The organism is Alloalcanivorax mobilis, assembly GCF_002864685.1.
Lineage (GTDB): Bacteria > Pseudomonadota > Gammaproteobacteria > Pseudomonadales > Alcanivoracaceae > Alloalcanivorax > Alloalcanivorax mobilis.
This window is the reverse complement of record NZ_NMQZ01000017.1, coordinates 57,939-78,909: the sequence shown is the minus strand read 5'-3', so window position 1 is coordinate 78,909 and position 20,971 is coordinate 57,939. Positions and strand designations below refer to the sequence as shown.

Here is a 20,971-nt window from a genome sequence, read left to right as displayed (position 1 = left end):
TGCGTCCAGCGTCTTGAAAACCCCCCGCCCCACCCGCACATCCGATTGACGTCAGAGAAGGAGACCTCCGTGGAACAATATCACGGCACGACCATTGTTTCGGTTCGGCGCGGCGCCAATGTGGTGATCGGCGGCGATGGCCAGGTGACCCTGGGCAACACCGTGATGAAGGGCAACGCGCGCAAGGTGCGCCGGCTTTATCACGGCAAGGTGATCGCCGGATTCGCCGGTGGCACCGCCGATGCCTTTACCCTGTTCGAGCGCTTTGAAGCGCAGTTGGAAAAACACCAGGGCCATCTGGTGCGCGCCGCCGTGGAGCTGGCCAAGGATTGGCGCACCGACCGCGCCCTGCGCCGCCTGGAAGCGCTGCTGGCGGTGGCCGACAAAGAGAATTCCCTGATCATCACCGGCAACGGCGATGTGGTGGAGCCCGAGGAAGGCGGCCTGATCGCCATCGGCTCCGGCGGCCCGTTCGCCCAGGCCGCCGCCAGCGCCCTGCTGCGCAACACCGAGATGTCCGCCCGCGAAGTGGTGGCGCAAAGCCTGAAGATCGCCGGCGACATCTGCATTTACACCAACCAGAATCACACCTTCGAGGAGCTTGAATAGTGGCTTCCCTGACCCCCCGTGAAATCGTCAGCGAACTGAACCGCCATATCGTTGGCCAGGAAGACGCCAAAAAGGCGGTGGCCCTGGCTCTGCGCAACCGCTGGCGCCGCATGCAGCTCCCCGAGGAGATGCGCGCCGAAGTGGCACCCAAGAACATTCTGATGATCGGCCCCACCGGGGTCGGCAAAACCGAGATCGCGCGGCGCCTGGCGAAACTCGCCGACGCCCCGTTTCTGAAGATCGAAGCGACCAAGTTCACCGAAGTGGGCTACGTGGGCCGCGACGTGGAATCGATCATTCGCGATCTGGTGGAAGTGGCGGTGAAACTGCTGCGCGAGAAAGAGATGGCGCGGGTGCGTCATAAAGCCAGCGACGCCGCCGAGGATCGCGTGCTCGACGCCCTGCTGCCCGCCGCCCGCGGCGAGGAACCGTCCGATTCCAACACCCGGCAACTGTTCCGCAAGAAACTGCGCGAAGGCGAGCTCGACGACAAGGAAATCGAAGTCGAGGTCAGCGCCAACCCACAAGGCGTGGAAATCATGGCGCCGCCGGGCATGGAAGAAATGACCAGCCAGCTCCAGCAGATGTTTTCACGGATGGGCAACAACGGCCGCAAAAAAGCCCAGAAACTGAAAGTGCGCGACGCCCTGCGCCTGCTGCGCGATGAAGAGGCCGCGCGCTTCGTCAACGAAGACGAGCTGAAAGGCCAGGCCATTGATCTGGTGGAGAACCACGGCATTGTCTTTATCGACGAAATCGACAAAGTGGCCAAGCGCTCCGAAACCGGCGGCACCGACGTGTCCCGCGAGGGCGTGCAACGCGACCTGCTGCCGCTGATCGAAGGCTCCACGGTGAGCACCAAATACGGCATGGTGCACACCGATCACATCCTGTTCATCGCCTCCGGCGCCTTTCATCTGGCCAAGCCCAGCGACCTGATTCCGGAACTGCAGGGGCGCTTGCCGATTCGCGTGGAACTGAGCGCGCTGACCGCCGACGAGTTCGAACGCATTCTCACCGAGCCCAAGTGCTCCCTCACCGAGCAGTACAAAGCGCTGCTGGAGACCGAGGGCCTCAAGCTGGAACTCACCGACGACTGCATCCGCCGCATCGCCGAAGTCGCCTGGCAGGTCAACGAGCGTACCGAAAACATCGGCGCCCGCCGCCTGCACACGGTGATGGAAAAACTGCTCGAAGAAATCAGCTACGACGCCGACGACCTGGCCACCCAGTACCACGACAAACCGCTGGTGCTCGACGCCCAAGCCGTGGACCGCTACCTCGGCGAACTCGCCGCCGACGACGACCTGAGTCGGTATATCCTTTAGCGCTTGCACGCTGGCACGCACGCGCTTCGCGCTACACGCTGCACGCAACACGCTTAACCCCCTATCCGATAGGGCCGGAGTGTTTCCTGGTGGGATGGCATGGCCATCACTGGCCATCCTGCCAGGAAACACGCCAACCGGTTCCGCCCCGGGCTAAGCTTGCAGCTTGCAGCTTGTAGCATGCACCCGCCCCTAAAGATTTCCCTGCGCGTCGGGCACCGGGTTGGCGAGCAGCCCCACATTGATAAACCATTGCTGCCCGGCGAGCCGGCGGCGCCTTACCACCTCTTCCTGCAACTCGAACATGCCCGGCTGAAGATCCGTGTCGGCGATCGGTTGATCGGCGAAGCGCAGGTAATTTTCGTCGGTCCCGTATTGATTCCACTGAGCCGCACCGGCGTGGGCGGGCTGGCCCGTTGCCGCGAAAGAGACCCAGTAGTCGATCATGGCTTCCGACAATTCGCGCTGCTCTTCGCCGTCCGGGCGGGGCCAGTTTTCCGACAGCCGCGCCTGCTCGCCCACCTGGCCGAACACAAACGGCAGCTCGCTGGCGTGGAAGGCGCACAGGTCCCGCTCCCGCGCCGCCGGGTAGCAATGGTCGAAGCGATACAGATAGGCCGGCACGCCCACCTCGGTCTGCTTGCGCACCATGCGCTCGGTGGCCCAGCCGTAGATGGCGTCGCGGGCCGTCGCCATGGTGCTGTAGTCCATGTCCGAGGCCGGGTACAACGCCAGGAAATCCCCGGCAAGATCGCCGTAGAGTTCCGTGATGGTGTTCTCGTAGCTGGCTTCGTCGGCCGCCGGCGGCGCGATCAGCGCCCGCTGGGAGCGTACTTCGCCTTCATTGAAGCCGGCCAGCAGCGGCACCCTCGCCTGCTCGCCGGCATCGAACACCGCCACCAGCTGGTCGGGCAGCGCCCAGCCGTCAATGGTGCCTTCCGGGCTGAAGCCGGCTTGTTGGCCGATCGCCACCAACTGGTCCGCGTCCAGGGCCCGGAGCTCGCTCAGATTGTTTACGCCGGCCTCCTCCATCACCGCTTCGCCATGCTGCTGCGCCGATGGCAGGCCGTTCGCCACCGTCGCCAGCATCGGTAAGGAGCGGGTGTTGGCGCTTTCGGAAATCGCCTTCTGGAACAGCCCGCGCGCCGGGGGGCTGGTGAGCAGGAAGCTGACGCTAAAGGCGCCGGCGGATTCGCCCATGATGGTGACGTTGCCCGGATCGCCGCCGAAGCGGTCGATGTTGTCGCGCACCCAGCGCAGCGCCTGGATCTGATCGAGCAGGCCATAATTGCCCGACACCCCCTGCGCGGATTCAGCGCTGAGCTCCGCCAGCGCCAGCCAGCCCAGCACCCCCAGGCGGTAGTTGATGGAGACGATCACCGCCCCGGCTTGCGCCAGCCGCGCGCCGTCGAACATCGGCTGAGCACTGCCGCCGATGCGCAAGGAACCGCCGTGAATCCAAACGATCACCGGCAAATCGGTGGTGTCGTTCGGCGCCCACACATTCAGCGTCAGACAATCCTCGCTCATTGACGGAAGAGGGTCGCGATAGAGGCTGGTCTCGGCCACCTCCGGTTGCACGCAAGCCGGGCCGAATTCAGAGGCGTCACGCACGCCCTGCCAGGCCTCGGCGGCCGCCGGCTCGCGCCAGCGCCGCTCACCCACCGGGGGCGCGGCGTAGGGAATGCCCTTGAACACCGACAGATCGCCGGCATAGGTGCCGGCCAGCCGGCCCTGTCGCACCTCCACCTCTGGCCGGGCGGCGGCATCGTTGTCATTGTCGTGGTCGTCGGAACACGAGGCGAGCATCGACACCAGCGCGCTCAGCAGCAGGCCGGTAACGATGGCGGATTTTTTTGCAAACATAAGCGCTCTCTCTTGTTGGATTAATACGCGCAGCCGGCGGGCATCCGCCGGAAGATACTCACTCACAAGAGAAATAGTAAGAAGTGGAGAGGGAACTGTCCACCGGGCGCCACCATGGATCGATAAAACCCATAAAAAACAACACGTTAGAGATTACTATCGAAAAGGAAAGGCGGCCAGAGGGGCGAGCTCTCCAGAACGGCCCCGGGCTGACAAGCCCGGGGCCAGGCAAACCCTGCCATGCGGATTCAGAACAGATCCGCGTCCAGGCTCATCATGGTGTCGGCGCCGGCTTTGATCTGCTCGGCCAGGGCGCCGGCACGGGGCAACAGGCGCTCGAAGTAAAAACGGCCGGTGTTCAGTTTGGCGCGGCCGAAATCGTCGTCGCGGCCGGCGGCGGTGACCATCATGCGCGCCCACAGCCAGGCGTAGGTGACGTAGCCGAACAGGTCGAGATACTCCACCGCGTTGGCGTTGACCGCGTCCGGATTGTCACCGGCCTGGCGCAGCAGTTCGGCGGTGGTGGCCTCGAGCAGATCAACGGCGGCGACCAGTTTTTCGGCCACGCCGTCCAGCCCCGGGGCATCGGCCTGCTCGTCGATCCAGGCGCGCACGTCGGCCAGAAAAGCAGCTACGTACTGGCCACCATTGCGAGTCACCTTACGGCCGGCCAGGTCGAGCGCCTGGATGCCATTGGTGCCCTCGTAGATCTGCGCGATGCGGGCGTCACGCACGAACTGCTCCATGCCCCATTCGCGCACATAACCGTGGCCGCCGAACACCTGCTGCCCAATCACCGTGGTTTCAAAGCCACGGTCGGTGAAGAACGCCTTGGCGATCGGCGTGAGCAGCGCGACGCGATCCTGGGCTGCCTTTTGTTCTTCGTCGTTTTCAGAGAACTTGGCCTTGTCCAGCTCCATGCCCACATAAGCGGAGAGCGCGCGGCCGCCTTCGTTGAGGGCGCGCATGGTCAGCAGCATGCGGCGCACGTCGCCGTGCACGATGATCGGATCGGCATTGCCGGCTTCATTCTTCACACCGCTGGCGGCGCGGCCTTGCAAACGGTCACGGGCGTAATCCACCGCGCTCTGGTAGCTCACCTCGCCCAGGCCCAGACCCTGAATGCCAATCGACAGGCGCTCGTAGTTCATCATCGTGAACATGCACGCCAGCCCCTGATTGGCTTCGCCGATCAGCCAGCCCTTGGCGTTGTCGAAGTTCAGCACGCAGGTGGCGGAACCTTTGATGCCCATCTTGTGCTCGATGGAGCCGGCGGCCACGCCGTTGCGTTCGCCCGCATTGCCGTTCGCGTCGGGCAGGAACTTGGGCACCAGAAACAGGGAAATGCCTTTCGAGCCGGCCGGCGCGTCCGGCAATTTGGCCAGCACCAGATGGATGATGTTCTCCACCATGTCGTGCTCGCCGCCGGTGATGAAAATCTTGGTGCCGGAAATATCGTAGGCGCCGTTGCCGTCCGGGATTGCCTTGCTGCGCATGATGCCCAGATCGGTGCCACTGTGCGGCTCGGTGAGACACATGGTGCCGCTCCACTCGCCGCTGTACAGCTTGGGCAGGTAGGCCTGCTTGAGTTCATCGCTGGCGTGGGCATCCAGGCACAGGGTGGCGCCGTTGGTCAGCGCCGGGTACAGCGCGAACGAGGAATTGGCGCTGTGCATCATTTCCTCGAACAGCACCGCCAGGGATTTGGGCATCCCCTGGCCACCGAATTCCGGGTTGCCGGAAAACGCGCTCCAGCCGTTCCCGGCGTAGGTCTTGAACGCTTCCTTGAAGCCATCCGGGGTGGTCACTTCGCCGTTGTCGAAGTGGCAGCCCTGCTCATCGCCTTCCCGGTTGAGCGGGAACAGCAGGTTCTCCACCATCTTGCCGGCCTCGTCGAGAATGGCATCGGAGAGGTCCCGGGTGATCTCGGCGGTGGCGCTCATGGAAGCCCACAGAGTGTCCGCTTCGAACACCTCGTTGAGCACAAAACGCATGTCTTCCAGGGGGGCTTTGAACGTCGCCATGTCTGTCTCCCGAGTCTGGCAGGTTGGCCCGCGAATCGGCGCGGAAAAGGGCAATCGGAGCGGCGGAGCGGCCGCCTGCCCCGGAAAAACGGGACGCCAAGTGTAGTCAGCCGGGCATCCCGGTTGAAAGACTATTTGTGACCAGCCGTTCATGGCGCCCCTGAAAGCCGCCGCCAGATGCCCGCCGCGTCTGGCCCGGCCCGGTTTATTTCACGGCCGGTTATCCCGTATTCTGGGGTGCTCCTGAAGAACAACCGGGCTGTTTCGCCGCCGCTCGGCACCCGCCACTATCGCTCAGGTCCCTTATGGTTCATATCGACACCAGCAACGGCGTTCTCACCGTCACCTTCGACGAACCGGAACGCCGCAACGCCCTGGGCGTGGCCGACTACACCCGCCTCGCCGGCGCCCTGAGCACCGCCGCCAAAGACCCCACCTTGAGAGCGGTGCTGATCCGCGCCACCGGCACGGTGTTCTGCGCCGGCAACCGGCTGGATGAGTTCGAGACCGAATGGCCGCAGCCCGACGACGGCCCGGTGCTGCGCTTCTTCACCGCGCTGGCGGCCGCGCCGGTACCGGTGATCGCCGCCGTGCAGGGCGGCGCGGTCGGGGTCGGCGCCACCCTGCTGCTGCATTGCGATCTGGTGCTGTGCAGCGACGCCGCCTTCCTGAAATTCCCGTTCGTGCCGCTGGGCATCGCCCCGGAGGGCGCCTCCTCGCGGCTGCTGCCCGAACGCCTGGGCATCAGCCGCGCCATGGACATTCTGCTCACCGGCCGCAAGGTGGAGGCCGGCGAGATCGACGCCCTCGGCCTGGGCATCAAGGTCGGCGACGGCGAGGCGCTTGAGCAGCGGGCCGGCGACTGGCTTAAGCGCTTCGCGGAACTGCCGGCGGACGCGGTACGCACCACCAAGGCGCTGATCCGGCGCCCGCTGGAAGCGGACATCAACGAGCGCTTCGACGTGGAAATCCGCGCCATCAACGGGCTGCTCGAACAGCAAAGGAAGACAACATGAGCAACGATAAAAACACACCTCTGGTGCTCAAGGACTTCGACCGGGGCGTCGCCACCCTGACCCTCAACCGCCCGCAACACGGCAATGCCATGACCCAGCCGTTATGGGACAGCCTGCTGGAGGCTCTCAATGACTGCGCCGCCGACGACGCCGTGCGGGTGATCGTGCTCACCGGCGCCGGCAAGGCGTTCTGCGCCGGCGCCGACATCGACCGCCTGAAACGCTGGGCCGCCGGCGGCGAGATCGACCTGCCCATGGAACGTCCGCGACCAGAAATTGAAAACGGCCTGGCGCTGCCCGCGGGCTTCGACGACCGCTATTCCTATCTGGCGCAAATTCCCAAGCCGATCATCGCCGCGATCAACGGCCCGGCCGCCGGCTCCGGCTTCGCCCTGGCCATGTTCTGCGACCTCCGCTTCGCCACCCCGCAGGCGAAACTGTGCGCCGCGTTTTCCCGGCTCGGCTTGATCGGCGAGATGGCCCTGCCCTGGATAGTGTCGCGGGCGGCGTCGCCCCACGTCGCCGCCGATCTGCTGTTCTCCTCGCGGCCGATGCCCGGCGACGAAGCCGCCGCCGTGGGCCTGATCAACCGCACCTACCCGCAAGAACGTTTCCTGGATTCGGTCATCGACTACGCCCACGGCGTCGCCGAGAGCACCACGGCCTGGTCGCTGGCCACCATCAAACGGCAGATCTGGCACGGCCTGATGCAGAACCTGGACGAAGCGGTGGACGACTACTACCCGATCATGGAACAGAGCCTGCACCGCGAGGACTTCAAACAACAACTCAAGGCCATGCTGGCGGCCATGAACGGTAAGACGTAGGCGTCGCGGCTGAAGCCCCTCTCCCCTGGCGGGAGAGAGGTTGGGGAGAGGGGGAAACGATCAATCCAAGGCCATGCTGGCGGCCATGAACGGCAAGACGTAGGCGTCGCGGCTGAAGCCCCTCTCCCCTGGCGGGAGAGGGGTTGGGGAGAGGGGGAGACGATCAATCCAACGCGGCTAACGCGCCGAACGGACCTTACTCCTCTCCCTGCCCCTCTCCCGCAAGCGGAGAGGGAACCGGTCCGAAAAGCCGGCATGTGACCCTGGCGCTTTCCAGGATCAGAACGCGAAGTGCTCCGCGTCCAGTTCCATCATGCATTCCAGACCGCCTTCGATGGCGCCCTTGTGCCCAGCGGAACGGGGCAGAATGCGCTTCATGTAGAAACGAGCGGTGCTGATCTTGGCGTTGTAGAAGTCCTCGTCGCCAGCGCCAGCGGCGATCTGCTCCTGAGCCTTGGCGGCCATGCGCGCCCACAGGTAGGCCAACGTCACGTAACCGGAGTACATCAGGTAGTCCACCGAGGCGGCGCCCACGTAATCCGGGTTTTGCATCGCCTGCATGCCGATCGACTGGGTCAGCTCGCCCCACTCTTTGTTGCTGGCCGCCAGCGGCTCGATCAGTTCCTTGAGGTCGCCGTTGTCGGCCTGGGCTTCACAGAACTGGTGCACGATCCTGGTGAAATTCCGCAGCGCCTGACCCTGGGTCATCATGATCTTGCGGCCCAGCAGGTCCAGCGCCTGAATGCCGGTGGTGCCTTCATAGAGAGTGGAGATGCGCGAATCGCGCACGTTCTGCTCCATGCCCCATTCGCGCACGAAACCGTGCCCGCCGTAGATCTGCACACCGTGGTTGGCGGCTTCCAGGCCCACCTCGGTGACGAACGCCTTGGCGATCGGCGTCAGCAGCGCCATCAGTTCATGCGCTTCCTCGCGCTCGCTGTCGTCCTTGGCCAGCTTCACCACATCGCCCAACTGCGCGCACAGGTACACCAGCGCGCGGCCGCCTTCGGCGAACGCCTTGCTGGTCAGCAGCATGCGGCGCACGTCCGGGTGCACGATGATCGGGTCCGCCGGGCCGTCCGGGTTTTTCGGGCCGGACAGGCTGCGCATGGCGAGGCGGTCCTTGGCGTAGGTGAGACCTCCCTGGAAACCCAGCTCGGCGGCGGCCACGCCCTGGATGGCGGTGCCCAGGCGAGCGAAGTTCATAAAGGTGAACATGCAGTTCAGGCCTTTGTTCTCCGGCCCGATCAGGTAGCCGGTGGCGCCGTCGAAGTTCATCACGCAGGTGGCGGAAGCTTTAATCCCCATCTTGTGTTCAATGGAGCCGCAGGCCACCGCGTTGCGCTCGCCAACACCGCCGCTCCCGTCGGTGAGGAACTTGGGCACGATGAACAGGGAAATGCCCTTGGTGCCCTGGGGCGCGCCGGGCAGGCGGGCCAGCACGATGTGCACGATGTTCTCGGCCATGTCGTGCTCACCGGCGGAGATGAAGATCTTGGTGCCACTGATCTTGTAGCTGCCGTCGGCCTGAGGTTCGGCCTTGGATTTGAGAATGCCCAGGTCGGAGCCGCAGTGGGCTTCGGTCAGGCACATGGTGCCGGTCCATTCACCGCTGATCAGCTTCGGCAGATAAGCGTTTTTCTGCTCGTCGGTGCCGTGCTCTTCAATGGTGGCGATGGCGCCATGGGACAGCCCCGGGTACATGCTCCAGGACCAGTTGGCGGTGCCGGTCATCTCGGAAATAGCAATGCTGGAGGAGCCGGGCAGACCCTGGCCACCGAATTCCGGATCGCCGTTCATGGCCGGCCAACCGCCTTCCACGTACTTGGCGTAGGCTTCCTTGAAACCCTTGGGGGTGGTCACCACGGTGTCTTCGAAATGGCAGCCTTCCTCATCGCCGGAACGGTTCAGTGGAGACAGTTCGTTTTCGGCGAACTTGGCGCCCTCTTCGAGAAACGCGTTGAGCAGCTCGCTGTTGACCTCTTCCAGGCCAAGACGGGCATAGTGGCCGTCCAGGTCCAGGACTTCGTTCAGCACAAAGCGCATGTCGCGCAGGGGAGCTTTGTAATCGGGCATCTCAGGTCTCCCTAAAATCTGTTTTGAAAGCGGGAAAACCGGCCCCGAGAGGGCTGAAGCAGTGCGCAGCGGCGGGGCGGGTCCATCGTCAGGGGCGCCAATGTTAGCGCCGCCCCAGAGCGGCTGCCCACCACTATTTGTGACCCACAAGTCAAACAAGCGTTTGAAAACGCGATTTGCCACGAAACACTGGTATAGTCGCCTCTGCAGACGCTCGCGGAGCCCGCATCGCGCCTCCGCCAGCCCGGCCGGAACCGTCCACAAGGAGTAAACGCCGCCATGATCGACCCCAATCTGCTCGACATTCTGGTCTGTCCGGTGAGCAAGGCGCCGCTGATCCACGATGAGCGCAACAACGAACTCAAGTGCAAGGCCAGCGGCCTCGCCTATCCGGTGCGCGATGGCATTCCAGTGATGCTGGAAGAAGAAGCCCGCACCATGAGCGACGAAGAGATCGGCGGCCTGTAATTGCCAGCGCCGCCCGGCTCCGCGCCGGCTAGAACACCGATAAATACCGCCCCCTCGAACAAGGAAGTACCGATGAAACGGCTTCTGATCGCCTTGCTGATGATCGCCAGCACTCCGTTATTCGCCGACAACGCGACGCCAGACGTCGACCAGCAAAACGACAACTGCCTGCTGCGCGCCGCCCGCAACGCCGACCAGAACGTGACCCTCGGCGAGCTGCGCCAGTGGTGCCAGAAAAGCCAGCAGAGCGCTCCCGAGCGCAGCCCCCATGAAGACGCGCTGCGCGCTCGCCTGGCCCTGGAAAACAGCAGTAAGGGCAACCCGTTCGTGATCACGCCGCACAACCGCAACTACGTGATGCCGTTCAGCTATCACTCCAATCCGCAATTGAACGATCCGGACCGGGCCGACCGGCACACGCAGTCCAACGAACTCAAATTCCAGCTCTCGTTGAAAGCGCCGCTGTACGACAATTTCTGGGGCGGCAGCACCCTGTACGCGGCCTTTACCGGGGTGTTTTTCTGGCAGGCCTACAATGAAGACGAATCGCGGCCGTTCCGGGAAATCAATTTCACCCCGGAGCTGTTCGTCGCCAAACCGGTGGATTGGCAGCTGGGCCCGGTGGATTCCGAACTGATCGCGTTCGGCATACGCCACGATTCCAACGGTCGCGGCGTGCCCGCTTCGCGAAGCTGGAACCGGCTGTTTGTGCGGCATGTCTCTCGCATCGGCCCTTATTATGTGTCGCTGATGCCCTGGTACCGGATTCCCGAGCAAGACAAGGACGATCCCATGGACGCCCGTGGCGATGACAATCCGGACATCGAGAAATACATGGGCCACTTCGAGCTGGAACTGGCCCGTGCTTTCGGCAACCACGTGGTGGAACTAAAAGTGCGCAACAACCTGCGCTCGGAGAACAAGGGCGCTGGCGAAGTAAACTACTCGTTCCCGCTCAATAAGCGCTTCAAAGGTCTGGTGCAAGTGTTCACCGGCTACGGCGACTCGCTGATCAACTACGACGATTACGAAACCCGTTTCAGCGTGGGCATCCTGCTCACCGACACACTGTGAACGACCGCCGGCGCCCGGCGCCGGCACAAAAACCCGACAAACACCATTAAAAATACCCCTTTAATTCACCACATCACACCTTTTCTCTTGCAATAGAGGGAAATCAAACGCCATATTAATGCGATTACATTACCCAAATAACAATACGGGAGTCGCAATCATGGCTTACAAACACCCTGCCGAACCGGATTTTCCGGGCACCATCGGCCGCACCGTCGCCGATTCCAAACCGGCCTGGCCGGAACCGGGCACGCCCCGGGGCGCCCCCAATATCGTGCTGGTGGTGCTCGACGACGCCGGTTTCTCGCATCTTGGTTGCTACGGCTCAAGCATCGCCACGCCCCACATCGACCGCCTGGCCGGCGAAGGGCTGCGCTACACCGGCTTTCACACCACCGCGCTGTGCTCGGCCACCCGTACCTGCTTGCTCAGCGGCCGCAATCACCACGCCGCCGGCATCCGCGCCATCTCTAACTTTGACACCGGCTTCCCGAACACGCGCGGCGCCATTCCGCCCAGCGCCGCGCTGCTGCCGGCGATCCTGCGGGACGCTGGCTACGCCACCTTCGCCACCGGCAAATGGCACCTGGCGCCGATGCGCGAATGCTCCGCCGCCGGCCCGTTCCTGAACTGGCCGCTGCAAAAGGGCTTCGATCGCTTCTACGGCTTTATGCAGGGCGAGACCGACCAGTTCTACCCGGAGCTGACCTACGACAACCACTTCGTGGCACCACCCTGCTCGCCGGAAGAGGGCTATCACGTCTCCGAGGACATCGTCGATCACTCGCTGGATTTCATCCGCGACAGCGTTTCTCTGGTGCCGGAAAAGCCCTGGTTGCTGTACCTGGCGATGGGCGCCATGCACGCGCCGCACCAGGCGCCCCAGGAATATCTGGACAAGTACCGGGGCAAGTTCGACCACGGCTGGGAAAAGGAACGCGAAATCTGGTTCGCGCGGCAAAAAGAACTGGGCATCATTCCCCAGGACACCGCCCTGGCGCCGCAAAATCCCGGCGTGCCCGATTGGGACACCCTGCCCGAGGACCACAAGCGCTTCGCCTCGCGCCTGCAGGAAGCGTTCGCCGCCATGCTGGAACACACCGACGCCCAGATCGGCCGCCTGATGGCAGGGCTCGCCGAGCTGGGCCAGGATGACAACACCCTGTTCGTGCTGATCTCCGACAACGGCGCCAGCCAGGAGGGCGGCGCCACCGGCACCCTGGATGAGATGCGCTATTTCAACGGCATGAAGGAAGACGTGGCCACCGCCGTGAAACGGCTCGACGACATCGGCACGCCGCGCAGCCACAGCAACATACCCTGGGGCTGGGCCCAGGCCGGCAACACGCCATTGAAATGGTACAAACAAAACACCCACGGCGGCGGCGTGCGCGACCCGCTGATCCTGCGCTGGCCGGGCAAGCTCGGCAAACCCGGCGAGATCCGCCGCACCTTCTGCCACGCGGTGGACATCACTCCCACCCTGCTCGATCTGATCGGCCTTAAAGCGCCGGAGACGGTGGCCGGCGTGCCGCAAATGCCGTTGCACGGCGTCAGCCTCAAAGCAACCCTGGACGACGACATCAAGGTGCCGCGCGCGGGCCAGTATTTCGAGATGCTTGGCCATCGGGCGATCTGGCAAGACGGCTGGAAGGCGGTCACCCACCACCGGCGCGGCGCCGATTTCGAACAGGACGAATGGGAGCTGTACAACCTCGACGAGGACTTCTCCGAATCCAACAACCTGGCGCGGAACCACCCGGACAAGCTCGAGCAGATGAAAGCGCTGTGGTGGAAAGAGGCGGAAAAACACGGCGTGCTGCCGCTTGACGATCGCAAGGCCGGCGACCTGTTCCGCGCCTCGCGCCGTAAAGGTGTGCCCAACGCGCGCAAGCGCTTCGTCTACTATCCGCCGATTTCGCACATTGTCTCCGACGCCTGCCCGGCGGTGTACAAGGGCTTCACGCTCACCGTGGAATTGCCCGACCACCCGGAGCATGGCGACGGCGTGCTGGTGTCGCGGGGCACCATCAACAGCGGTTTCGTGCTCTACATCCAGAACGGCAAAGTGCACTTCGACCACAACGGCTTCCACGACCACACCCATCTGGTCAGCGAGCAGCCGCTGCCCGCCGGCGAGCACACCCTCACCGTGACCATCACCCGGCGCCAGGACGGCGGCGGCGACGTCACCCTGGCGGTGGACGGCAACCACCAGGCGAGTGGCTCAACCCCGATGCTGCTGGTGATGCTCTCCAGCATCGGTATGGATTTCGGCCGCTGCCTGTCGCCGGTCACCGAAGGCTACAGCGCGCCCTTCCCTTACCCGGGGCGCATTCAAAGGGTGATTTTTGAACTGCCCGCCAGCGGCAGCCGTCAGCTCGACAAGGACGCCGACAACGCCAGCGAGCGGGCGATCATGTCGCAGCAATAAACCCGCCAACAACGCAAAAAGCGCCTGCTGGCGGGCTTCAGCGCTCGCCAGCGAGCGCCGCCAGCGTGTCGCGGCGCAGTGACTCCAAGGCGTCGCTGAAACGCACCGGATACGGCGATTCAGCCCGCGCCACGCCACGCAGCGGCGCCGCCAAAGCCGCCAGGTCCCGGCGCAAACGCTGGCGGGCGGCGTCCGCGTCCGGCGCCGCTGCCAGTGGCTCGCCGCCGGCGACCACGGTGCGCAACAGCGGCTCGCCCTGGCGTTGCTCGTCGGCGCCGGTAATCTCATCACCCAGCAGACGGCCATCGCCATCACGGTATCGCCAGATCTGCTTGGCGCCCGGGTAAATCGGTTTGCCCGGCGACGTCTTAAGACGCGGCCGGCCCCGGTATTCGGTGAGCTTGTAGGCGAAATCCAGAGACGGAGCGTCGGCCACCGAGCCCATCTCGGTGCCCACGCCGAAGCCATCGATGGGCGCGCCGGCGGCCACCAGCGCGGCCACCTTCCATTCGTCCAGGCCGCCGCTGACCACCACCTTGATCGCCGAGAGGCCGGCGGCGTCCAGTCGACGGCGGGCGGCGCGCGCCAGTTCGGCCAGATCGCCGGAATCGATGCGCACGGCCCCCACCTTCAACCCTTCGTCGCGCACCAGGGCAATCACCTTGTCCACCCCGGCCAGGGTGTCGTAGGTGTCCACCAGCAGGGTGGTGCCCGGGTAATCCCGGGCGTAGCGGCGAAACGCCTCGCTCTCGCTGTCGTGGGCCTGGATGTAGGAGTGCGCCAGGGTGCCCTGGGCGGGCAGGTCGAAATCCAGCGCGCCAAGCACGTTGCTGGTGCCGGCGATGCCCGCCACCCGGTAGGCGCGCACCCCGCGCCAGGCCGCTTCCAGACCGTGCATGCGGCGCATGCCGAAATCCATCACCGCGGCGTCGCCGGCCGCCAGCACCACTCGCGCCGCCTTCGACGCCAGCAGCGTCTCCAGATTCACATAGTTCATCAGCAGGCTTTCCAGAAGCTGCCCTTCGGCGATCGGCGCGCGCACCTCCAACAGCGGTTCGTTGGGGAACACCAGCGAGCCCTCGGGCAGCGCCCGCACCTCGCCGCTGAAGCGGAAATCCGCCAGCCAGTCGAGAAAACCCGGCTTGAACGGGCCCATACCCGCCAGCCGTTGCACCAGTGCGCGCGGAAAGCGCAGTTCGGTGATCAACCGGGCGACGTGCTCCTGGCCGCAGGCGACGGCGAAATTGCGCTCGCCGGGCAGTGCCCGAAAAAACAGGCTGAACACCGCCGGGTCCCGGGCGCCCTCGGCGTAATACGCTTGGGTCATGGTCAGTTCATAGAGATCGGTGAGCAGGCCGAGCTGGTCGGCGGCGGGCCATGGGGCGGTCATCGACACTCCTTGTGTGACGAGAATGGAAGGTCCGAAAAAGTGGAGGCTCCCTAGAGAATGGTTGCGCGGCTCCGTTATTCAAGCGCGGGCGGCGTCCAGCACCGCCTGGTGCAGTGCCCGGTCGGCCTCATTGGCCAGCACCCAGCGCAGCTCGCGCACATGCTGCAAACGAGGCGCCCACTCGAGCACCGCGGCCATCGCCACCGCCGCCGCCTCGGCCATCGGATAGCCGAAGGCACCGGTGGAAAGCGCCGGCATCGCCACCGTGCGCAACCGATGGCGGTCGGCCAGATCGAGCGCGTTGTGGTAACACTGGGCAAGCAGCCGGTCGGCGGGTTGGTCGCGGCCGTGGACCGGCCCCAGGCAGTGAATGACAAATCGATTGGGCAGGTCGTGGCCGCCGGTGATCACCGCCTGGCCGGGCCGGATCGGCGCCAGCGGCGCGCACTCGCGAGCCAGCCCGGGGCCCGCGGCGCGGTGCAGCGCGCCGGCCACGCCGCCTCCAGGCCCAAGCCCGGCATTGGCGGCATTGACCACCGCGTCCATGTCGCCCTGGTTGGCGATATCGCCAACCCGGCACTCGATACGCAATTGCTTCATCACGGCCTCCTGCCGTTGCCTGGCCGGTGCGCTATCATCGACCCGGTATCGATCTTTCGTCACCAGGGAGTGCGCGGGGCCGCTTCCCACTCAGTTTGATGACCGCGTTGCCGTCCTGTACCGGCCTTCCCAAAGCGGGCCAGGCCAAGCGCGAAGAGAGAGGTTTAGCATGCTCAATGAACGACCAGCAACACCGCTTCGCCCGCTTTGGGGCGCAACCCGCAGGGCCTCCTCCGGCGCGGCCATCAAACTGGATGGGAACCGGCCCAGAATGCGAATCGCGGCCCGTTTGTGCCTGCTCGGCCTGTTGCTGCTCAACAGCGCCTGCCAGACCCTGTCGGGGCTGGAAGCCCCGGAGGTCAACCTCTCGACCCTCAGTCTGGAGCAGGTCGGGGTGTTCGAACAACAGTGGCGGGTGGTGCTGCGCGCGCGCAATCCCAACGACCGCGACCTGACGCTGAAAAGCCTGGATTACGAGATCTTCATCAACGGCGAGCGCTTCGCCCGTGGCCTGACCGGCGAGGCGACGGTGCTGCCGGCGATGGGCGATGCTCTGGTGAGCACCCGCATCACCACCAGTTTGCTGAGCACCCTGGGGCGCCTGCAATCGTTGCAGGAGCATCCCGGCGCGCCGCTCGATTACCGGCTCAAAGGCAGCGCCCGGGTGGCCGGCGTGGCGTTCCCTTTGCATTTTGACCACCAGGGTCGGTTCCAACTGCCGACGTCGATACCGGTACGCTGACCGGCGGCGCGATGGCGCTGAGCCCGATGGTCATCAACAGACCGGCGCCACCGCGTTACAGTGAGGCAATCGGATCAAGCGGTGAGACATGTGGAACAGCAACCGGACTTTCAAGTGGCCATCATCGGCGCCGGCTTCGGCGGCCTGGGCATGGCCATCGCCCTCAAGGAACGCGGCCAGCACTCGCTGGTGATTCTGGAGAAAGCGGCGCGGATCGGCGGCGCCTGGCGAGACAACACCTACCCGGGCGCCGCCTGTGACGTGCCCTCGCATCTCTATTCTTTCTCGTTCGCGAAAAAATTCGACTGGTCGCGGCGCTTCGCCCCGCAGGCGGAAATCTTCGATTACCTGAGCCATTGCGCCCACCAATACGGTTTAGAGCCGCACCTGCGCCTCAACACCGAAGTAGGCGCCGCCCGCTTCGACGAAGAGCAGGCCCTGTGGCACCTGGAGACCAGCGCCGGGGTACTGACCGCGCGGGTACTGATCACCGCCACCGGCCAGCTCAACCGTCCCGCTTATCCCAACCTGCCGGGCCTTGAGCGCTTCCACGGCCCGGCGTTTCACAGCGCCCGCTGGGACCATGACGTGGATCTGAGCGGCAAGACCGTTGCGGTGGTGGGCACCGGTGCCAGCGCCATCCAGTTCGTGCCCGAAGTGGCGAAAAAGGCCAGCCAGGTGCTGTTATTCCAACGCTCCGCCGCCTACGTGATTCCCAAACCGGACCGCCCCTATACCGCCGCCGAGCAACAGCGCATGCAACGCTGGCCGCTGCTGCAGCAATTGGACCGCGGCAAGATTTACCTGCAGAACGAAACCCGGGTGCTCGGCTTCACCGCGTTGCAGGGCGCGATGAAAATCTACCAGCGGCTGTTCAAACGCTATCTCAAACAGTGCATCTCCGACCCCGGCCTGCGCGAAACGCTGACCCCGGATTATCCCATGGGCTGCAAGCGCATCCTGATCTCCAACGACTATTTCCAGGCCATCCAACGCCACGGCGTGCGGGTCATTAGCGGCGGCGTCAGCGCCGTCACCGAAAGCGGTGTCGAGGACGCCCACGGGCAACACCACCCGGCCGACGTGCTGATTTTCGGCACCGGCTTCCAGGCCACCGACTTCCTGGCACCGATGCGCATCACCGGGCGCGCCGGCCGCGACCTCAACGACGCCTGGCGCAACGGCGCCGAGGCCTACCTGGGCATCAGCGTGCGCGGCTTTCCCAACCTGTTCATGCTCTACGGCCCCAACACCAACCTGGGCCACAACTCCATCGTCTATATGTTGGAATCGCAGATCGCCTATGTGATCAGCGCTCTGGATACGCTTGAGCGCCACGGCCAACGCAGCCTGGAAGTGCGCGAGCGGGTGCAGAGCGATTTTAATCAGCGCCTGCAGCAGCGCATGCGCGCCACGGTGTGGGACAGTGGCTGCCACAGCTGGTACAAAACCGAGAATGGCCTGAACACCAACAACTGGCCCGGGTTTACCTTCACCTACCGGCGCCTGACCCGGCGCCTGGAGCCCGCCGATTATGAGATGTCGCCGTGAGCTGTAGCCGTGAGTTGAGCGGCGCCGCCCCCAGCCCCAGCCAGACCCTGGTCGCCGCGCTGCTGCGCGGTGCTCTCACCGCGCTGGTCAAACCCGCCTTCAATCCGCGCCGCGGGGTGGTGTTTCAGCGGCGCTGGCTGAGCGCCGCGGCGCGGGTCGCCCTGCCGGCCCGGGGCGTGCCCCGGCGGCGTGCCCATTTCGCCGGCGTGCCGGTGGAAATGGTCGGCGACGGCCGCGCCGGCTGCGTGCTGTATCTGCATGGTGGCGGCTATCTGAGTGGCTCGCCCGCCACCCACCGTGCGCTGACCACGCATCTGGCACGCCGCTCCGACACCACCGTGGTGGTGGCGGATTATCGCCGCGCCCCGGAGCACCCCTGCCCGGCCGCCCTGGACGACGCCCTGGCGGTGTACCGACGCCTGCTGGACAACGATCATGCCCCCGGCCGGTTGGCGCTGGCCGGCGACTCCGCCGGCGGCGGCCTGGCCCTGGCGTTGCTGCAACGGATCAACAACGAAGGCCTGCCGGCGCCGGCCAGCGCCATCCTGATTTCGCCCTGGCTGGATCTGAGCCTGCGGCAGACCCCCGCGTGGGTGCCCGGGGAGGCGATGCTCAACCTGCACTGGCTGGAAAAAGCCGCCGAGGCCTACGCCAGTGGCCAGCGGGACCAGGCCGGCGCGTCACCGCTGTTCGGTGATTGCGACAACCTGCCGCCGCTGCTGATCCAGAGCGGCGGCGATGAGATTCTGCGTGGCGACAGCGAGCGGCTCGCCGATGCCCTGGCGGGCACCCGCACCCGGGCGCGCTACCAGCTCTACCCGGATCGCTGGCACGTGTTTCAGTTGCACGCGGGGGTGCTCGCCGACGCCGACCACGCCATCGATGAGATGCGCGACTTTCTTAACCACCACTGGCAAGCCTGATGAAAAGCATTCTGATCACCGGCGCCGCCGCCGGCATTGGTCTGGCCACCGCCCGCCGCTTTCACCGCCAGGGCTGGCGGGTCGGCCTGTTGGACAGCAACGACGACGCCTTGCGAACGCTCCAGGCCGAGCTCGGTGAACCGGCCTGGCACCGACACCTGGACATCACCGACGCCGATGCCTGCCAACGGGCGGTGGACGACTTCGCCGCCACCGGCGGCCTCGACGTCCTATTCAATTGCGCCGGCATTTTGCGCATGGGGCACGCGGAAGACCTGAGCCTGGAAGCGCACCGCCTGACGTTTCAGGTCAATGTGATCGGCACCCTGCAAATGAGCCTGGCCGCGCTGCCCCATCTCAAGAAGGCGCCCGCGCCACGAGTGCTGAACATGAGCTCCGCTTCGGCGCTTTACGGCGTGCCCCACCTGGCCAGCTACTCGGCCTCGAAATTCGCGGTGCGCGGCCTCACCGAAGCACTCAACCTGGAATGGCGGCGCCACGGCATCGTGGTGCAGGACCTGATGCCACCGTTCGTCAACACCGCCATGGTCAGCGCGCAGACGTTTCAAGCACCGGTGGTGCGGCGCATGGGCGTGCGGCTGAGCGCCGGGGACATCGCCCGCGCCGCTGAGCAGGCGCTGCGGACCGAACGGGTACACACCCCGGTGGGCCTGTCGTTCCGCCTCACCACCCTGGTCGAGAAACTGGCGCCAAGCGGCGTCACCCGCGGCATGATGCGCTGGCTGAGCCGGGAATAACGGACCGGCTCAAGTGATGGCGCCGTGCTTCGTGGAGAACGGCTTCAAGCTACAAGCGACAGAGCGACTGCGTAGAGCTTCTTTTTGCGGCTTGAAGCCTGAGGCTTGCGGCGCTCTCCACGAAGCACGGCGCCACCAATGGCACGGTCTTTCCCTGCATCCTGCATCCTATTCCGCCACTTCCGGCGCCCAATGAATGGTCACTTTGCGGCGCCCCCAGTTGAGCGCGCCGCGCAGGTCCGTGCCCATATAGATGTCGATTTTGTTGCGCCAGCGGTCGTGCATTTTGTCGCGTACGTACCAGACACCCTCCAGCCCTTCGATGCGCACCGCGGTGCCGTACACCATGCCCCGCTCAATCAGATCCCGGGACACGGCGATCACATGCATACCCGGCTTCAGAACATCGCCCCAGGCAGCCACCGTGTGGTCGTCGCCGGCGCCCTGGCCGTGCAGGGAATTAAAGGCGGTGGCGGTGACCGTCAGCCGTTCCGAGAAGCGCCCTTCGAAGCGCTCGGCCAGCACCGGCGTCGCCAGCATCGTCAACAAAGCCGCCAGAGCAACGGCACACAGTGTGCTCAGCGGCGTTCTCAACCCGCTCTTCACCCGAGGGCCTTTAATCTGGCCGGATGCGTACATGGACAATGAATCTCCTGGTGATGATGTTCAGTGTTGCCGGTTGCGCCAGCCAGCCAGCGCCGCCGCCAATGGCCATGCAACAGTGGACGCCGCCCGGTGACATGCGCGGTGTAATCGTTGCCCTGCACAGCTTCGGCGACTATCGGGCCGCCTTCAACCTGGCGGCACCGGCCCTGGCACGACGCGGCTATCGAGTGTACGCCTTCGACCAGGCCGGCTTTGGCACCCGCAACCTCAATGACCGCTGGGCCGGGGAAGAGCGGCTGGTGGACGACGCCGCCCGCGCGGTCGCCGACGCGGCCCGCCAGCACCCCGGCCAACCCCTGTATCTGCTGGGCGAAAGTCTGGGCGGCGCGGTCGCCATTCTGGTCGCACATCGCCATCCGGAATTGCCGATCCGTGGCTTGATCCTGGCGGCGCCGGCGGTGCGCGAAGGCATTCGACTGCGCTACGGCTGGAACGTTCTGATCGCCAGCGCCGCCATCCTGGCTCCCGGTTACCGACTCACCGTGAACCGCGCCCCGGACGACCCGCTCCTGGCCCCCGAAGCGGCCCGGCGCCTCGCCGACGATCCGCGGGTAATGCGCCGGGTGCGAATGGACAGCTACTGGGGCTAGGGCCTGTTCGTACTCAGTTCGATGGCCGC

Annotated in this window: 18 protein-coding genes; 12 read left to right on the top strand and 6 right to left on the bottom strand. The window is 65.1% G+C overall.

All coding sequences use genetic code 11. The annotated features are described in order from the left end of the window. Positions 1-69: 69 nt before the first annotated feature. Together hslV and hslU are read left to right on the top strand one after the other, a co-directional pair. The gene (gene hslV, locus CGS25_RS10210; RefSeq protein ID WP_089033351.1) at positions 70-609 is read left to right on the top strand and encodes an ATP-dependent protease subunit HslV; all 540 of its coding nucleotides are present in this window, start codon (positions 70-72) and stop codon (positions 607-609) included. After that, the gene (hslU, locus tag CGS25_RS10205) at positions 609-1,937 is read left to right on the top strand and encodes an ATP-dependent protease ATPase subunit HslU (protein ID WP_101675387.1); all 1,329 of its coding nucleotides are present in this window, start codon (positions 609-611) and stop codon (positions 1,935-1,937) included. The genes hslV and hslU overlap by 1 nt, the downstream gene beginning before the upstream one ends. 192 nt (positions 1,938-2,129) lie before the next feature. On the opposite strand, the gene CGS25_RS10200 is transcribed toward hslU, so the two are convergent. Together CGS25_RS10200 and CGS25_RS10195 are read right to left on the bottom strand one after the other, a co-directional pair. Then, complete coding sequence (locus CGS25_RS10200; RefSeq protein WP_101675386.1) at positions 2,130-3,803, bottom strand: carboxylesterase/lipase family protein; 1,674 nt, start codon at positions 3,801-3,803, stop codon at positions 2,130-2,132. A 248-nt stretch (positions 3,804-4,051) separates the two neighbouring features. Then, positions 4,052-5,827 (bottom strand): acyl-CoA dehydrogenase C-terminal domain-containing protein, encoded by a 1,776-nt coding sequence (locus CGS25_RS10195; RefSeq protein ID WP_101675385.1) that lies wholly within the window; start codon positions 5,825-5,827, stop codon positions 4,052-4,054. 305 nt (positions 5,828-6,132) lie between these two features. On the opposite strand from CGS25_RS10195, the gene CGS25_RS10190 reads away from it, so the two are divergent. Together CGS25_RS10190 and CGS25_RS10185 are read left to right on the top strand one after the other, a co-directional pair. Then, positions 6,133-6,843 carry an enoyl-CoA hydratase/isomerase family protein gene (locus CGS25_RS10190; protein ID WP_101675384.1) on the top strand — a complete coding sequence of 237 codons (711 nt, stop codon included), beginning with the start codon at positions 6,133-6,135 and terminating at the stop codon, positions 6,841-6,843. Then, positions 6,840-7,670 (top strand): enoyl-CoA hydratase-related protein, encoded by an 831-nt coding sequence (locus CGS25_RS10185; protein ID WP_101675383.1) that lies wholly within the window; start codon positions 6,840-6,842, stop codon positions 7,668-7,670. The genes CGS25_RS10190 and CGS25_RS10185 overlap by 4 nt, the downstream gene beginning before the upstream one ends. A gap of 279 nt (positions 7,671-7,949) precedes the next feature. Here CGS25_RS10185 and CGS25_RS10180 read toward each other — a convergent pair whose 3' ends face one another. After that, positions 7,950-9,746 carry an acyl-CoA dehydrogenase C-terminal domain-containing protein gene (locus CGS25_RS10180; RefSeq protein ID WP_101675382.1) on the bottom strand — a complete coding sequence of 599 codons (1,797 nt, stop codon included), beginning with the start codon at positions 9,744-9,746 and terminating at the stop codon, positions 7,950-7,952. Positions 9,747-10,025: 279 nt separating this feature from the next. On the opposite strand from CGS25_RS10180, the gene CGS25_RS10175 reads away from it, so the two are divergent. From CGS25_RS10175 to CGS25_RS10165, 3 genes are all read left to right on the top strand, one after another. After that, positions 10,026-10,214: a Trm112 family protein gene (locus CGS25_RS10175; protein ID WP_089033358.1), complete on the top strand. Its 189-nt coding sequence runs from the start codon at positions 10,026-10,028 to the stop codon at positions 10,212-10,214. 72 nt (positions 10,215-10,286) lie between these two features. Next, complete coding sequence (locus CGS25_RS10170) at positions 10,287-11,288, top strand: phospholipase A (protein ID WP_101675381.1); 1,002 nt, start codon at positions 10,287-10,289, stop codon at positions 11,286-11,288. Positions 11,289-11,448: 160 nt separating this feature from the next. After that, positions 11,449-13,722 (top strand): sulfatase-like hydrolase/transferase, encoded by a 2,274-nt coding sequence (locus CGS25_RS10165; protein WP_101675380.1) that lies wholly within the window; start codon positions 11,449-11,451, stop codon positions 13,720-13,722. Positions 13,723-13,759: 37 nt separating this feature from the next. Here CGS25_RS10165 and CGS25_RS10160 read toward each other — a convergent pair whose 3' ends face one another. After that, on the bottom strand, positions 13,760-15,112 hold the full coding sequence (locus CGS25_RS10160) for a nicotinate phosphoribosyltransferase (protein ID WP_101675379.1): 1,353 nt from the start codon (positions 15,110-15,112) through the stop codon (positions 13,760-13,762). A gap of 78 nt (positions 15,113-15,190) precedes the next feature. After that, positions 15,191-15,712: a macro domain-containing protein gene (locus CGS25_RS10155; protein WP_101675378.1), complete on the bottom strand. Its 522-nt coding sequence runs from the start codon at positions 15,710-15,712 to the stop codon at positions 15,191-15,193. 271 nt (positions 15,713-15,983) lie between these two features. Here CGS25_RS10155 and CGS25_RS10150 point away from each other — a divergent pair, with 271 nt between their 5' ends. From CGS25_RS10150 to CGS25_RS10135, 4 genes are all read left to right on the top strand, one after another. After that, positions 15,984-16,454, top strand: coding sequence for an LEA type 2 family protein (locus tag CGS25_RS10150; RefSeq protein ID WP_089033363.1), 471 nt, complete (start codon positions 15,984-15,986; stop codon positions 16,452-16,454). A gap of 90 nt (positions 16,455-16,544) precedes the next feature. Continuing rightward, positions 16,545-18,005: a flavin-containing monooxygenase gene (locus tag CGS25_RS10145; RefSeq protein ID WP_269800686.1), complete on the top strand. Its 1,461-nt coding sequence runs from the start codon at positions 16,545-16,547 to the stop codon at positions 18,003-18,005. Continuing rightward, positions 18,002-18,928 (top strand): alpha/beta hydrolase, encoded by a 927-nt coding sequence (locus tag CGS25_RS10140; RefSeq protein ID WP_198588750.1) that lies wholly within the window; start codon positions 18,002-18,004, stop codon positions 18,926-18,928. The genes CGS25_RS10145 and CGS25_RS10140 overlap by 4 nt, the downstream gene beginning before the upstream one ends. Further along, the gene (locus tag CGS25_RS10135) at positions 18,928-19,686 is read left to right on the top strand and encodes an SDR family oxidoreductase (protein ID WP_101675377.1); all 759 of its coding nucleotides are present in this window, start codon (positions 18,928-18,930) and stop codon (positions 19,684-19,686) included. Before CGS25_RS10140 ends, CGS25_RS10135 begins: the two co-directional genes overlap by 1 nt. A gap of 168 nt (positions 19,687-19,854) precedes the next feature. On the opposite strand, the gene CGS25_RS10130 is transcribed toward CGS25_RS10135, so the two are convergent. Next, on the bottom strand, positions 19,855-20,325 hold the full coding sequence (locus CGS25_RS10130; RefSeq protein ID WP_232802352.1) for a 3D domain-containing protein: 471 nt from the start codon (positions 20,323-20,325) through the stop codon (positions 19,855-19,857). 5 nt (positions 20,326-20,330) lie between these two features. Between CGS25_RS10130 and CGS25_RS10125 the strand changes: the two genes are divergently transcribed. Beyond that, complete coding sequence (locus CGS25_RS10125; RefSeq protein ID WP_157933805.1) at positions 20,331-20,942, top strand: alpha/beta fold hydrolase; 612 nt, start codon at positions 20,331-20,333, stop codon at positions 20,940-20,942. The last annotated feature ends 29 nt before the right edge of the window (positions 20,943-20,971 follow it).